Origin of the sequence: Brevibacterium gallinarum, from assembly GCF_014836885.1 — a bacterium.
Lineage (GTDB): Bacteria > Actinomycetota > Actinomycetes > Actinomycetales > Brevibacteriaceae > Brevibacterium > Brevibacterium gallinarum.
Window position 1 is genome coordinate 1 of record NZ_JACSPY010000014.1, and the last position, 14,149, is coordinate 14,149.

11 protein-coding genes are annotated in these 14,149 nt (G+C 67.7%); 1 reads left to right on the forward strand and 10 read right to left on the reverse strand.

Features of this window, described 5'->3' with window-relative positions; genetic code table 11:
* Window positions 1-412 precede the first annotated feature (412 nt).
* Window positions 413-1,495, reverse strand: coding sequence for a CPBP family intramembrane glutamic endopeptidase (locus H9634_RS14935; RefSeq protein ID WP_191726852.1), 1,083 nt, complete (start codon window positions 1,493-1,495; stop codon window positions 413-415).
* 160 nt (window positions 1,496-1,655) lie between these two features.
* Here H9634_RS14935 and H9634_RS11855 point away from each other — a divergent pair, with 160 nt between their 5' ends.
* The gene (locus H9634_RS11855) at window positions 1,656-2,666 is read left to right on the forward strand and encodes a TAXI family TRAP transporter solute-binding subunit (RefSeq protein ID WP_191726854.1); all 1,011 of its coding nucleotides are present in this window, start codon (window positions 1,656-1,658) and stop codon (window positions 2,664-2,666) included.
* Between the two features lie 70 nt (window positions 2,667-2,736).
* Here the strand turns inward: H9634_RS11855 and tyrS are convergent, their stop codons facing one another.
* The 9 genes from tyrS to argJ form a co-directional block, all read right to left on the reverse strand.
* Window positions 2,737-4,023 carry a tyrosine--tRNA ligase gene (gene tyrS, locus H9634_RS11860; protein ID WP_191726856.1) on the reverse strand — a complete coding sequence of 429 codons (1,287 nt, stop codon included), beginning with the start codon at window positions 4,021-4,023 and terminating at the stop codon, window positions 2,737-2,739.
* A 104-nt stretch (window positions 4,024-4,127) separates the two neighbouring features.
* Entirely contained in the window at window positions 4,128-6,299 is a 2,172-nt protein-coding gene (gene pabB, locus H9634_RS11865) for an aminodeoxychorismate synthase component I (protein WP_191726858.1), read from the reverse strand.
* A 174-nt stretch (window positions 6,300-6,473) separates the two neighbouring features.
* A complete protein-coding gene (gene argH, locus H9634_RS11870; protein WP_191726859.1) occupies window positions 6,474-7,946 on the reverse strand; it encodes an argininosuccinate lyase in 1,473 nt (490 codons plus the stop codon).
* Window positions 7,943-9,157 (reverse strand): argininosuccinate synthase, encoded by a 1,215-nt coding sequence (locus tag H9634_RS11875; RefSeq protein ID WP_191726860.1) that lies wholly within the window; start codon window positions 9,155-9,157, stop codon window positions 7,943-7,945. Before H9634_RS11875 ends, argH begins: the two co-directional genes overlap by 4 nt.
* 94 nt (window positions 9,158-9,251) lie before the next feature.
* Window positions 9,252-9,758 carry an arginine repressor gene (locus H9634_RS11880; RefSeq protein ID WP_191726862.1) on the reverse strand — a complete coding sequence of 169 codons (507 nt, stop codon included), beginning with the start codon at window positions 9,756-9,758 and terminating at the stop codon, window positions 9,252-9,254.
* The gene (gene argF, locus H9634_RS11885) at window positions 9,755-10,723 is read right to left on the reverse strand and encodes an ornithine carbamoyltransferase (RefSeq protein ID WP_191726864.1); all 969 of its coding nucleotides are present in this window, start codon (window positions 10,721-10,723) and stop codon (window positions 9,755-9,757) included. Before argF ends, H9634_RS11880 begins: the two co-directional genes overlap by 4 nt.
* Window positions 10,720-11,961, reverse strand: a complete 1,242-nt coding sequence (locus H9634_RS11890; protein ID WP_191726866.1) for an acetylornithine transaminase — start codon at window positions 11,959-11,961, stop codon at window positions 10,720-10,722. Before H9634_RS11890 ends, argF begins: the two co-directional genes overlap by 4 nt.
* Window positions 11,958-12,884: an acetylglutamate kinase gene (gene argB, locus H9634_RS11895; RefSeq protein WP_170273499.1), complete on the reverse strand. Its 927-nt coding sequence runs from the start codon at window positions 12,882-12,884 to the stop codon at window positions 11,958-11,960. The genes H9634_RS11890 and argB overlap by 4 nt, the downstream gene beginning before the upstream one ends.
* On the reverse strand, window positions 12,881-14,041 hold the full coding sequence (argJ, locus tag H9634_RS11900; protein WP_191726867.1) for a bifunctional glutamate N-acetyltransferase/amino-acid acetyltransferase ArgJ: 1,161 nt from the start codon (window positions 14,039-14,041) through the stop codon (window positions 12,881-12,883). The genes argB and argJ overlap by 4 nt, the downstream gene beginning before the upstream one ends.
* Window positions 14,042-14,149: the final 108 nt, after the last annotated feature.

The following is a 14,149-nucleotide window of genomic DNA, read 5'->3' on the forward strand; positions in this document are numbered from 1 at the left end:
TGCTTCAACCAGAAACAAAAAATTCTGGCATCACAAAAACAAACAAACACGCTATTGAGTTCTCAAAGAACAGACGCCCTCCGCAGCTACTAAAGCCGTTTTCGCTTTGTTCACCGCGGCGCGATCGGTTATTAACTTTAGACTCACACTTCCGTGCTTTGCAAATCGCTTTTCCGTGATCTGCGCCACACGCTTCTTCGCTCTGGGTCCGCCGTGAACGACGGTCGTCGTGAAGATTCAGTGTCAGCTGTTCTCGACTGCCGTTCCAGTGGTAGCGAGGCATCCAGCGGTTCGTATGCGACCGGGATGGCCTGCTCTCTTCGGTGTTTCCGTCGAGCAACAGGTACTAATCTACACAGGGTCTCCAGGGCTTTGCAACTCGAGGGCGCTGTGTTCTGGCTCACCGCTGATTTCAAGCCGCAGAACGGGCCTCAGCACCCCCGAGGCGGCTGCCTCGGCGGGTGCCGAGGAACAGCACCACGGCACCTGCTCCGATGACGATCCAGCCGGAGACCCCCAGTGGGTTCGCGATGATCGGTTTCGACCAGGTCCCGTCGGCAGCGATGAGGATGCTGATCCCGGCCGCGGCGTTGAAGCCGCCATGGCCGATCGCAGCCGGCCAGATCGAACCGGACGTCTCCCGCAGCCAGACGAATACTGCGCCCACGCAGATGCAGCCGATCATCATGATCGGGATCGTGATCGGCGAACGCGTCTCGAAGTTGTGCCCGAGCAGCAGCACGGGTGCATGCCAGGCGCCCCAGATCGCACCGGAGACGACGATCATCGCAACGGTCCCCACACCTCGGCGGCGGAGCGCTGCCGTGAGGTATCCGCGCCATCCCAGCTCCTCGCCCAGGCCTAGCACCCCGTTGGGGACGAACGCTGCGATAACGACCTGCACGATCTGCAGCAGCACGAAGAGCACCAGCGGCATCGCCAGGCCCGTCGCCTCGAGCTGCTCGCGCGCCGCCGTCATCTGCCAGTCCGGTTCGAAACCGCCGAGCAGCATCGCCACAAGGCCGGCGAGAATCGTGAGGACGAAGACGATGCCGATCGCCAGCATGCTGAACAGCAGCACCCGGAGAGCCGGGTGGAGACGGCCGATGCGCCCGGCAGGGCTGCCGTCGGGCGTGCGCAGCGGCCCGGCGCCCAGCGCAGCGAACGTCTGCCGGAGGGGCACCTTCTCGACCACACGCATGACGGCGAGGGCGCTGATCGCAGGCGTGAACATCATGAGCGACATGAGCAGGACAGGCACGATGGCGGCGATGACCGCCTCACCGGTGGGCGGGTTGTCGGGATCGGCGTTCATGAGCTGGCTGGCAGGGCTGCCGGTGCCGAAGAAGAGCTCGTAGTTCAGCCACAGCGGGAGCACGGCAAGCCAGGCGAGACCATATGCCAGGAGGCAGAAGATGATGATGGCGCGCCAGGACCCGAAAGCCGGGTCTGCCGACGAGGCCCGGGGCGGGGATGCAGGCTGGGGAGTCGTCACTGAATCTCCTGTTCTCGATCGCTGTGTCCCTCAGCACACTATCGCTGTCTGACCGGGTTGGGAATCCAGCGCATCCAGCTCCCGGACATAGCCTTCCCGCAGATACCCCGGCCCGGTTACGGTTCTTTTCACACCGGATGTGCGATTCGAAGGAGAACCTATGCACCTGCCGACCACCCGCCTCATCACTGCCGCGGCAGCGGCCCTCGCCCTCGTCCTGACCGGCTGCGGTCAGGGCTCGGATTCCGGTTCTGGTTCGGGCTCCGGTGACGACGAGACCACGCGCGACCTGACGTTCGCCACCGGTGGCACAGCCGGTGTCTACTATCCGCTCGGCAGTGAGTTCAGCCGGCTCTTCGCCGAAGACGTCGACGGCCTCAGCGTCGTCGCTGTTGAGACCGATGGCTCTGTCGACAATCTCGGCCGGATCGCCAAGGGCGAAGCGCAGCTTGCGTTCTCTCAGACGAACACCGCCAACGACGCCCGGGATGCCACTGCGGAGTTCAGCGATCTGGACAAGGGCATCGACAACATCGGCTTCATCGGCCAGATCTACCCCGAGGCCGTCCATGTCATCACCCTGGCTGACAACGGGATCGAGAAGTTCGAAGATCTCAAGGGCAAGCGCATCGCGATCGGTGCGCCGGGCTCTGCGAACAAGGCGGTGGCCGGGCTGCTCTTCGAGGCCTACGGCATCGGCGAGGGCGACTACACGCCGTTCGAGGAGAGCTTCGCCGATGCACGGTCCAAGCTGCAGGACGGTCATGTCGATGCCTCCATCGAGATCATCGGCGTGCCGGCCGCCTCGCTGAGTGAGCTCGATGCCTCGGCAGATGTCCGGCTCATCCCCCTCGATGAGGACAAAGCCGAGGAGATCTCAGCTGACAACCATTACGAGGCCTACACGATTCCCGGCGGTTCGTACGGATTCGCCGAAGACGACATCACCACCGTCGCCGTCTTCGCATCCATCGTCGCCTCGCTCAACCAGGTCAGTGATGGCGACGCCTACGGGATCACGAAGACGATCTACGAACGCGCCGAGGACATCTCGCTGGCGCAGAAGCGGTTCATCAAGCTCGAGGATGCGCTCTTCGGCCGCGGGGACGTGCCATTGCACCCCGGCGCCAAGCGCTACTACGAAGAACAGGGCGTCGACACCGGCGAGTGAGCCGACGTGAATGCCGAACAGAGCCGGAGTGCAGATCCGCACTCCGGCCCTGTTTGTCGGGTGGGGACTGTCAGCGGGTGACGGACAGTGCCCCGAGGGTCTTCTTGCCGCGGCGCAGCAGCACGACGCCCCGGTTGCCGGCGTCGAGGACGTCATCGGTGGTGATCGTCTGTTCGCCGTCGGTGACCTTGACGTTGTTGACGTAGGCGCCGCCGTCCTTGATGGCACGGCGCGCCTCGCCCTTGGACTTGACGATGCCCGAGGCGGCGAAGGCGTCAGCGACCGGCATCCCGGCCGAGACCTCAGCGGCCGGCACCTGCGTGCCGGGCAGCTCGGCGGTCGCCGAGCCCAGGGTTCCCGGGTCGAGAGCTGCCAGTTCGCCGGAACCGAAGAGCGCCTCGGCGGCGGCGAAGACCTGCCGGGTCGTCTGCTCACCGTGGACGAGAGTCGTGACGTCCTCGGCCAGGGCCCGCTGCGCGACCCGCTTGTGCGGGGCGGCTGCGAACTCCTCGCCGATCTGGCCGATCTCCTCAAGCGAGCGGAACGAGAAGACCTTGAGGAACTTCATGACATCGCGGTCATCGGCGTTGAGCCAGAACTGGCTGAACGCGTACGGGCTGGTGAGCTCGGGGTCGAGCCAGACGGTGCCCGATTCGGTCTTGCCGAACTTCGTGCCATCGGCCTTCGTCATGAGCGGGGTGGCCATCGCGTGGACGCTGACCCGCTCGACGCGGCGGATGAGGTCAGCGCCAGCGGTGAGGTTGCCCCACTGGTCGGAGCCGCCGTGCTGGAGCGTGATGCCGTAGCGGCGGTAGAGCTCGAGGAAGTCGTTGCCCTGCAGGATCTGGTAGGCGAACTCGGTGAACGAGATGCCGTGCTCGCTCTGCAGACGGGCGGCGACCGTCTCCTTGGCCAGCATCCGGTTGACCGAGAAGTGCTTGCCGATGTCGCGCAGGAAGTCGATCGTCGAGATCTCGCCGGTCCAGTCGAGGTTGTTGACCAGCTGGGCGGCATGCGGGCCCTCGACGTCGAGGAAGCGCTCGATCTGGGCGCGGATCTTCTCCACCCAGCCTTCGACGACATCGCGTTCGTTCAGCGTCCGCTCCCCCGACATCCGCGGATCGCCGATGAGGCCGGTGGCGCCGCCGACGAGGGCGTAGGGGTTGTGGCCGGCCAGCTGCAGCCGGCGGGCGAAGAGCAGCTGGACGAGGTTGCCCATGTGCAGGCTGGGTGCGGTCGGGTCGAAACCGATATAGAAGCTGACCGGACCGGCGTTCAGCGCCTGCTGCAGCGCCTCCTCATCGGTGGACAGCGCCACCAGGTCGCGGGTCTTCAGCTCACGGAAGATATCAGTCACGATTCACCTTTTCTCATCGGGTCTGCGCGGCGCCGGAATCCGTGGCAGTCACCGCGCTGGTGCCGGGCGGATTCTTCCCGGCAGCACCACAGTGCATATCTTACTCAGACGCGCGGGACCGGCAGGGCAGGGTCCGCATCCCGTTCCGGGAACTGCGCCCCCAGCAGTCCCAACAGCGGCTCGGCCTTCACCGCAGTCTCCTCGAACTCCGCTGCCGGGTCGGACAGGGCGGTGATCGCACCGCCGACTCCGTAGCTGAAACCCTCGGCGGTGATGACGAGGGTGCGGATGACCATCGACAGGTCGAGTGCCCCAGACAGTGAGAAGTAGCCGAGCGCCCCGGAGTAGATGCCGCGCGGTCCGGCCTCGAGCTCGTCGATGATCTCCATCGTCCGCAGCTTCGGCGCCCCGGTCATCGACCCGCCGGGGAAGCAGGCGCGCAGGCAGTCGACGATCCCGGCATCATCGGCCAGCTGGGAGCGCACGGTGCTGACCAGCTGATGAACGGTCGCGTAGCTTTCGACCTCCAGGAACTGCGGCACGTCGATGCTGCCGGGCACTGCCGTGTGTGTCAGGTCGTGGCGGACGAGGTCGACGATCATGAGGTTCTCCGCCCGCTCCTTCTCACTCGCCTGCAGCTCGGCGCGCATGAGCGTGTCAGTATGCGGGTCGGCCGTGCGCGGCCGGGTGCCCTTGATCGGCTTCGATGTCGCCTGCCGTTCAGTGCTGATTGCGAGGAACCGTTCGGGAGAGGTCGAGAGCACCCCGACCTCCCCGAAGCGCAGCAGGCCGGCCAGCGGGCTGCGGCTGGCCGAGCGCAGCCGCCGGTAGGTTTCGACGATCGGCAGCCGCACCTGACCGGTGATCTCGTTGGTCAGGCAGATCTCGTAGCTCTCCCCCGTCCAGATGAGCTCATGACAGCGGTCGATGAGCGCCTCGTAGGCAGCCCGGTCGTGGCGCAGCCTCAGCTCCCCGGTGACGGGCGGGCCGTGCGGCGGCAGCACCGGCCCCGAGGCGGTGAGCGCGCGGGCGGCGGCAGCGAACCATGCGTCAGTGCCGGTTTCGAGTTCTGGGGTGGTGAGTGCCAGCAGGTGGGCGGTGCCGGTGTGGTGGTCGATGATGATCGCGCGGTCGGCGAAGATGAGCTGCGCATCGGGCAGCGGTGAGGTGTGGGCGGTGCTGGCGCCGCATTCGGCTTTGAGCTCGTAGCCGAGGCTGCCGATCCAGCCGAGGGCGAACCCGCAGCCGGTCTCCGGCAGCTCGACTGCCGCACGCATCGTCTGCATGCCGGCCTCTTCACCGGAGAGCCAGTCGAAGAACCCCGACTCGATCGTCTGCTCCCCCAACCGGCCGGTGACCGTCAGCGTGCCTGCGGGGACGTCTGCGGTGACCCGGTGTGCCAGCGGTCCGGAGGCGTCGCCGAGAATGCTGAAGCGCCCATCGGGGTGGGCTGGGTCGCGGCTGTCGAGCCAGAAGGCATGCGTGCTGTCGGTGAAGAGACCGGTGAAGACGGCCTCAGCCGGGACGGTCAGCCGATGTGTCTGATGTGCCAGTCGCAGACCGGGCAGCGCGGCGAGCTCACCGGCGACCGGTGCACCGGAATCGTGTGCGGCCAGGCTGGCGGCTGCCGTGGGAGCCGGTGCGCGCTCGGCTGACGGCAAGGGATCCGAAACGCGGGCAGGCCGGTGGGTGGCGTTCCAGTCTGCAGCGAGCGCGAGGAAGTTCTCCAGCAGCTGCCGGCCGGCTGCGGTGGCGATGGATTCGGGGTGGAACTGCACACTCCAGGCCGGTCTGCTGCGGTGCGTCAGCCCCATGATGGTGCCGTCCTCAGCACGGGCGGTGACGCTCAGGTGCGGGCCCGGGTCGGTGACGGCCAGGGAGTGGTAGCGGACCACTGCGGTCCCGGCGGGCAGACCTGCGAAGAGGCCGGTGCCTGTGTGCTCGAGCGTCGAGATGCGGCCGTGGCGGGGTTCGGCTGCCGGGCCGATCGTGCCGCCGTGGGCGAGTGCCAGAGCCTCGTGGCCGAGGCAGACGCCGAGCAGCGGGATCGGCACCTCGGCGAGCACGGCTGCGCTGATGCCGATGTCGCCCGGCTTCTCCGGGGTGCCGGGTCCCGGTGAGATGACGACGGCGTCGTAGCCGGTGAGGGCGTCGAGTGCGGTGGGATCGCTGCGGTGGGAGATGACGGCAGGGGTGCTGCCGGCCAGCGTGGCGATGAGGTCGACGAGGTTGTAGGTGAAGGAATCATCGTGGTCGATGATGAGGATCCGGTTCACCGCTCACCTGCCGTCGGGGTTCGTGCCTGCCGGGCCGGTGCGGCCCGCAACTGAAGTAAAGCACATGCCGGTGCATGGGTGACCAGACGACGACGCCCGCCGTCCCGCCCAGGACGGGCGGAGCGGCGGGCGATCAGCGGAATCCAGCCTCAGTTCAGCGAAGCCGGATTCAGCTCAGCGAGTCGAGGAGTCCGCGAAGTCGCGCAGGCGGCTGAGTTCCGCCTCGGCGCTGGCCAGCTGCTGGGCGACGGCACTGCGGGCGGTGCCGCCCTTGGCTGACCGGGCGTCGATCGAGCCGAGCGTCGTGAGCACCTCGCGCATCTCGGGTGTGAAGTGCGCGGAGATCTCCGCATAGTCCTCATCGGAGAGATCCCACAGCTCGACACCGCGCGACTCGGCCTTCGCAACGGCTGCGCCGGAGAGCTCGTGGGCCACACGGAACGGCACGCCCTGGCGGACGAGCCATTCGGCGACATCGGTGGCCAGCGCGAAGCCGCGCGGGGCCAGATGCGCCATCCGCTCGGTGTTGAACGTCAGCGTCTGCACCATCCCGGCGAAAGCCGGCAGCACGAGGGCCAGGGTGTCGACGGCGTCGAAGACCGGCTCCTTGTCCTCCTGCAGATCGCGGTTGTAGGCCAGCGGCATCGCCTTGAGGGTGGCGAGCAGCCCGGTGAGGTCGCCAATGAGGCGGCCGGCCTTGCCGCGGGCGAGCTCGGCGACATCCGGGTTCTTCTTTTGCGGCATGATCGACGAACCGGTCGAGAACGCATCATCGAGGGTGATGAAGCCGAACTCGGCGGTCGCCCAGGCGATGATCTCCTCACTCAGCCGCGACAGGTCGATGCCGGTCATCGCCGCGACGAACGTGAACTCTGCGAACACATCGCGGCTGGCGGTGCCGTCGATGGAGTTCTCCACCGAATCGGAGAACCCGAGCTCGGCAGCCACCGCCTGCGGGTCGACGCCGAGGGAGGATCCGGCCAGCGCACCAGAGCCGTAGGCCGAAGCGTCGGCCCGGGCATCGAGATCGACCAGCCGCTCGACATCGCGCATGAGCGGCCAGGCGTGGGCGAGCAGATGGTGGGCCAGCAGCACCGGCTGGGCGTGCTGCAGATGCGTCCGGCCCGGCATCGGCGCCTCCGGGTGGGCCTTCGCCTGGGTGATGAGCGCCTCGACGACATCGAGGACGAGACCGGCGATGATGCGCGAGGAGTCGCGGATGTACATCCGGCCCATCGTCGCGATCTGGTCGTTGCGCGACCGCCCGGCACGCAGCTTGCCGCCGAGCTCCGGCCCGGCGATCTCCAGCAGCCCGCGCTCGAGCGCGGAGTGGACGTCCTCATCGGAGTCGGCTGCCGTGAACTCACCGGAGGTCACGCGGCGCTCGAGCTCGTCGAGGGCTGCGATCATGCCCTCGAGCTCGCTCTCATCGAGCAGCCCGGCCCGGTTGAGCACCCGGGCGTGGGCCCGGGAGCCGGCCAGATCGTAGGCGGCCAGCCGCCAGTCGAAGTGCGTCGACTTCGACAGCAGCGCCACCGCATCCGAGGGCCCCGAAGCGAACCGGCCGCCCCACAGGGCCAGCCGCTCAGGCGCCTCGGGCCCGGATCCGGCTGCGTGCTCGGGTGAGGTTCCAGGTGCCGGGCTCACAGCCGGATGCCCTTGTCGAACTTGTGGTCGCGGGCGGCAGCCTGCTTCGAGGACAGTCCGTAGATGTCGATGAAGCCGCGGGCCGAGGACTGGTCGAAGGTGTCGCCTTCGTCGTAGGTGGCCAGGCCGAAGTCGTACAGCGAGGACTCCGAGCGCCGGCCGGTGACAGTCGCACGGCCGCCGTGGAGCTCCATGCGGATCTCACCGCTGACGTACTCCTGGGTGTCGTCGATGAACGCGTCGAGCGAGCCCTTGAGCTCGGAGAACCACTGGCCGTCGTAGACGACCTCGGTCCAGCGCTGGTCGACCATCCGCTTGAAGCGGGCCTGCTCGCGCTCGAGCGTGATGTTCTCCAGCTCCTTGTGCGCAGCGATGAGGGTCATCGCGCCGGGGGCTTCGTAGATCTCGCGGCTCTTGATGCCCACGAGCCGGTCTTCGACGATGTCGATGCGGCCGATGCCCTGGGCGCCGGCGCGCTGGTTCAGCTCCTCGATCGCCTGCAGCGGGGTGACGTCGCGGCCGTCGATCTTGACCGGGATGCCCTTCTCGAAGGTGATGGTGACCTCGTCGGCCGGCGGCGGGAAGGTCGGGTCGTCGGTGTAGTCGTAGACGTCCTTGGTCGGGCCGTTCCAGATGTCTTCGAGGAAGCCGGTCTCAACAGCGCGGCCCCACACGTTCTGGTCGATGGAGAACGGGTTGGACTTGGTTGTGACGATCGGCAGATCGTTGCGCTCGGCATATTCGATGGCCTTCTCGCGGGTGAGCGCGAGGTCGCGGACCGGGGCGATACACTTCATGTCCGGGGCCAGGGAGGTGATGCCGACCTCGAACCGCACCTGGTCGTTGCCCTTGCCGGTGCAGCCGTGGGCGACGGTCTTCGCACCGAACTTGCGGGCGGCGGTGACGAGGTGCTTGACGATGACCGGGCGGGACAGCGCCGAGACGTTCGGGTAGGCGTCCATGTACAGGGTGTTGGCCTTGAGCCCGGGCATGCAGTACTCGTTGGCGAACTCGTCGCGGGCGTCGGCGACGTAGGCCTCGACCGCACCACAGTCGAGAGCGCGCTGGCGGATCGTCTCCAGGTCCTCGCCTCCCTGGCCGACGTCGACGGCCATCGCCACCACCTCGGCACCGGTCGCCTCGTGGATCCAACCGATGGCCACCGAGGTGTCGAGGCCGCCTGAGTAGGCGAGCACAATGCGTTCAGTCATGTCGGGACTCCTTTTCGGAAAGGTCGTTACTGTTCAGAATATGGGTCAGGGTCCGCCGGGTGCACCTGCACCCCGGCCGGCCCGCAGGTCTGGGTTATGCGTCGCCGGCCAGCTCGTGCAGCTTCTCGGCCAGGGCCTCCCCGCTGGTGGACTCGGCAGCGATGACGAGGACGGTGTCGTCGCCGGCGATCGTGCCGAGCACCTCGGGGATGACGGATCGGTCGAGCGCTGAGGCCAAGTACTGGGCGGCCCCGGGCGGGGTGCGCAGCACGACGAGCTGGCCCGAGCTGGTGGCGGTCACGAGCAGCTCTTCGAGCAGTCGCTGCAGCTTCGCGTCGAGCAGGTCGGTGGCCTGCGCGGACTGCAGGCTGCGGTCCCCTCCCTCGCCGGGCACCGCGTAGACGGAGCCCTTGGCGGTGCGCACCTTGACCGCGCCGAGATCGACGAGGTCGCGTGACAGGGTCGCCTGCGTCACGGAGAAGCCGCGGCCGGTCAGCAGCCCGGCAAGCTCGGTCTGCGAGCGGATCGTCTCCGTGCGGATGAGCTCGATGATGAGCTGCTGGCGGGCGGCCTTGGTCGTCGGTGTCAGCTGTTCGCTCATCCGCGTGCCTCCAGCCAGGCCATCAGCCCCATCTGGGCGTGCAGCCGGTTCTCGGCCTCATCGAAGACGACCGACTGCGGCCCGTCGATGACCTCGGCGGTGATCTCCTGGCCGCGGTAAGCCGGCAGGCAGTGCATGACGAGTGCGCCCTCAGCTGCGACATCGAGCAGTGCGGCGTTGACCTGGTAGGGCATGAACGGCGAATCGGCGCCGCCCCGGCCCTCAGCGTCCTGGCCCATCGACACCCACGTGTCGGTCACCAGCACATCGGCGCCGGTGGCGGCCACCGCGGCGTCGTCGGTGATCTCAATCGACCCGCCGGTCTCGACGGCCAGGGCCTGCGCGCGCTGAACGATCGCGGCGGCCGGCTGGTGGCTGTCCGGTGCTGCGATGCGCACGTGCATGCCGGCATTGGCGCCGGCGAGCAGGTAGGAGTTGGCCATGTTGTTCGCCCCGTCGCCGAAGTAGGCAAGCGTCGTGCCGGCCAGTCCCCCGGGTGCGTCGGTGGGCCGGTGTTCGCGGATGGTGAGCAGGTCGGCCAGCAGCTGGCACGGGTGGTAGTCATCGGACAGGGCGTTGATGACCGGCACCGAGGAGTTCGCGGCCATCTCTTCGAGGCCGACCTGCGCGTAGGTGCGCCAGACGATCATCGAGACCATCCTCGACATCACCTGTGCGGTGTCGGCGATCGACTCCTTGTGCCCAAGCTGCGCCTCACCGGGGTTGATGATGAGCGGGCTGCCGCCGAGTGCTGCGATGCCTGCGGCGAAGGACACGCGGGTGCGGGTGGAGGTCTTGTCGAAGATGACGGCCACGGTCTTGCGTGCCGCGTCCGAGGCGGCGGCTCCCGGTCCGGCGAAGGGCACCTGGGTGCCGGGGTCGGCTTTGAGTTCGGCTGCCAGGTCGAGGACCTCGAGCAGTTCGGTGGGGCTGAGGTCGGTGTCGGTGAGGAAGTGTCGGGTCATGACTGTGCCTTCACGGTCTCGGAGATGAGTGCTGGCAGAGCATCGAGGAAGTCCTGCAGCTGTGTCGGGGTGATGATGAGCGGAGGTGCCAGGCGGATCCGGTCGGGGGTGACCGGGTTGATGATGAAACCGGCCTCCTGCGCGACTGCTGCAAGTGCGCCGGCGACCGGCAGCTCACCGGCGACTGCCTGCTGCGGGTCGGTGATGGCGAAGGAGCGCAGCAGCCCTGCCCCGCGCGCCCCGGTGACACCGGGGACGGCGGAGAGCTGCTCGGCCAGCCAGTCGCCGGTCTCGCGGACATGGGCGAGAAGGCCGTCTGTCTCGATGGTGTCGAGCACGGCGAGTGCGGCCGCGGCGCTGACGGGGTTGCCCCCGAAGGTGGTGCCGTGCTGGCCGGCGGACAGCAGTGCACTGACCTGTTCACCGATGGTGATGAGCCCGCCGATCGGGATGCCGCCGGCCAGTCCCTTGGCCACGGTGATCGCATCGGGTGTGATGCCCTCGCCGATCTCCGGGTGCTGGAAGGCGAACCAGTGGCCGGTGCGGCCGATGCCGGTCTGCACCTCATCGAGAATCATGAGCGCCCCGGCAGCGCTCGTCGCCTCGCGCACGGCTCTCAGGTAACCGTCCGGGTGCAGGCGCACGCCGCGCTCTCCTTGGATCGGTTCGATGATGACGGCAGCGACCGTGTCGTCGACGGCGGCTCTCAGGGCGTCGATGTCACCGAAGGGCACATGGGTGACCTCGGGCATGAGCGGGGCGAAGGGTGCGCGGTAGGCTTCCTTGGCCGTCAGGGACAGGGCGCCGATGGTGCGGCCGTGGAAGGCGCCGTCGACGGCGATGATCTTCGACCGGCCCGGGCTGCCGGCAGCAGGGGCGTCCACCCGGCGGGCGAGCTTGATGGCGGCCTCATTGGCTTCGGTGCCGGAGTTGGCGAAGAACACCTGGGAGCCTGCCGGTGCTCCGGCGATCTCCAGCAGCTTCGACGCCAGGTTCAGCTGGGGGTCGGTGGTGAAGAAGTTCGAGACGTGGTCGATCGTCGACAGCTGGCCGGTCACCGCCTCGGTGATGGCCGGGTGGCCGTGGCCGAGGGTGTTGACGGCGATGCCGCCGAGCAGGTCGAGGTAGTCCTTGCCGGCATCGTCGGTGACGGTACAGCCGTGGGCTGCAACGAGCTTGGCCTTCGGGGTGCCGAAGACCGGCAGCATCGTCTGGGCGTAGTCGTCCTGCCAGCTCATGCCTGTCCTCCCTTCGTGTGGTCATCTTGGACCATGGTGCCGATGCCTTCGGTGGTAAAGACCTCCAGCAGCAGCGAGTGGGCCATCCGGCCGTCGATGATGTGTGCCTGCCGCACGCCGGCTTCGACTGCTTCGAGCGCGGCGGTCATCTTCGGGATCATCCCGGAGTCAAGCCGCGGCAGCAGCTCGCGCAGCTCGGCCGGGGTGATTGCTGAGAGCAGTGAGTCCTTGTCCGGCCAGTCGGCGTAGAGGCCGGGCACGTCGGTGAGCATGACGAGCTTGTCGGCGCCGATCTGGCGGGCGATCGCGGCGGCGGCGAGGTCGGCGTTGATGTTGAGCGGCTTGTTGACGGCTCCGCCTGCTTCAGCGGCGATCGAGCAGATGACCGGGATGCGGCCGGCGGCCAGCAGCTCGTTGATGAGCTCAGTGTTGACCGAGACGATCTCGCCGACCCGGCCGAGGTCGATCTCCTCACCGTCGACGGTGGCGGTTGTGCGCTTGGCCAGCAGCAGGTCGCCGTCTTCGCCGGAGAGCCCGACGGCGGCGTCGCCGTTCTGGTTGATGCGGGCGACGACCTCGCGGTTGACCTGCCCGGAGAGCACCATCCGCACGACCTCGGCGGCCTCTTCGCTGGTGACGCGCTGGCCGGCGCGGAACTCGCTTTCGATGCCGAGGCGATCGAGCATCCGGGAGATGTGCGGGCCGCCGCCGTGGACGACGATCGGGCGCAGGCCGGCGAACCGCAGGAAAGCGATGTCGTCGGCGAAGGACTGCTGCAGCTCCGGGGATACCATGGCATTGCCGCCGTACTTGATGACGATGGTCGCGCCCTTGAAGGTCTTGATCCACGGCAGCGCCTCGGTCAAGGTCTCAGCTTTGGCCTGAGCCTGCACGAGCCGGTGGGCAGAGGATGTCTCAGTCATGATGAGTAGGCGCTGTTCTCTTCGACGTAGTCATGGGTCAGGTCCGAGGTCCACACGCTGGCTTCGAAGTTGCCAGCGTGCAGGTCGATCTCGACGACGACGCGGCGGTCGAAGAGCACCTCAGCGGGATCGGCGGCCGGGGCGGAGCCGACGCAGACGGGCACGCCGTTGAAGGTGACGTCGATGGCCTGCGGGTCGAACTCGGCATCGGTGGTGCCGACCTGGGCGACGACGCGGCCCCAGTTGGGATCCTCTCCGAACACGGCGGCCTTGAAGAGGTTCGAGCGGGCGACTGCGCGGGAGACGTCGACGGCCTGCTGTTCGGAGAACGCGCCGCGGGTGGTGATGGTGATGTCGTGGCCGGCACCCTCGGCGTCGGTGTGCAGCTGGGCGGTGAGCTCGCCGCACACTTCGGTGAGCAGGCGGGTGAATTCGACGAGGTCGGCCTGGTGTTCGGAGGCCCCGGAGCTCATGACGATGACGGTGTCGTTGGTCGACATGCAGCCGTCGGTGTCGAGCCGGTCGAAGGTCTTCTGGGTGGCTGCGCGCAGGGCGATGTCGAGGTCGGCGGATTCGACGACGGCGTCGGTGGTGATGACGACGAGCATCGTCGCCAGTCCCGGTGCGAGCATGCCGGCACCCTTGGCCATGCCGCCGATGCGGTAGGCGGTGCCCTCGCGGGTAGCCGTCTTGGCCACGGTGTCGGTCGTCATGATCGCCTCGGCTGCCGCCGCCCCTGCCTCCGGAGTGGCGGCGGCAGCGTCGAGGGCAGCGGCGAGGTGGTCGAGGATCGGTTCGCGGAATTCCGGTCCCCCGACGCCGATGAGGCCGGTCGAGCAGACGAGGACGTCGCTCGGGTCAGCGTCGAGGAGTTCGGCGGTGCGGGTGGCGGTGAGTTCGGTGGTCTCGTAGCCGTAGTCGCCGGTGTAGCAGTTCGCACCACCGGAATTCAGCACGACCGCTCGTGCGGTGCCGTCTGCTGAGGCCTGCTGGCTCCACAGCACCGGGTTGGCCTTGCAGCGGTTGGCGGTGTAGACGGCAGCAACCGCATCGGCGGGGCCGTCGTTGACGACGAGGGCAAGGTCGGTCTTGCCGCTGGGCTTGAGTCCGGCGGTGGTGCCTGAGGCGCGGAAGCCGCGCGGGTAGGTCACGCTCATGATGCGACTCCATTCGGCTGGCGAGTCGGCGGTGGCGGCGGCCACCACCCTTCAATATGCATAACAATACAGCAGAAGTGAACTTTATTCATCCCCTGCGGTGTCATG

What these genes read in the sequence shown, in the direction of transcription:
- H9634_RS11855 (WP_191726854.1), top strand. Translation starts at nt 1,656, where the DNA reads ATGCACCTGCCGACCACCCGCCTCATCACTGCCGCGGCAGCGGCCCTC.
- H9634_RS11875 (WP_191726860.1), bottom strand. Translation starts at nt 9,157, where the DNA reads ATGACTGAACGCATTGTGCTCGCCTACTCAGGCGGCCTCGACACCTCG.
- H9634_RS11880 (WP_191726862.1), bottom strand. Translation starts at nt 9,758, where the DNA reads ATGAGCGAACAGCTGACACCGACGACCAAGGCCGCCCGCCAGCAGCTC.
- argF (WP_191726864.1), bottom strand. Translation starts at nt 10,723, where the DNA reads ATGACCCGACACTTCCTCACCGACACCGACCTCAGCCCCACCGAACTG.
- H9634_RS11890 (WP_191726866.1), bottom strand. Translation starts at nt 11,961, where the DNA reads ATGAGCTGGCAGGACGACTACGCCCAGACGATGCTGCCGGTCTTCGGC.
- argB (WP_170273499.1), bottom strand. Translation starts at nt 12,884, where the DNA reads ATGACTGAGACATCCTCTGCCCACCGGCTCGTGCAGGCTCAGGCCAAA.
- argJ (WP_191726867.1), bottom strand. Translation starts at nt 14,041, where the DNA reads ATGAGCGTGACCTACCCGCGCGGCTTCCGCGCCTCAGGCACCACCGCC.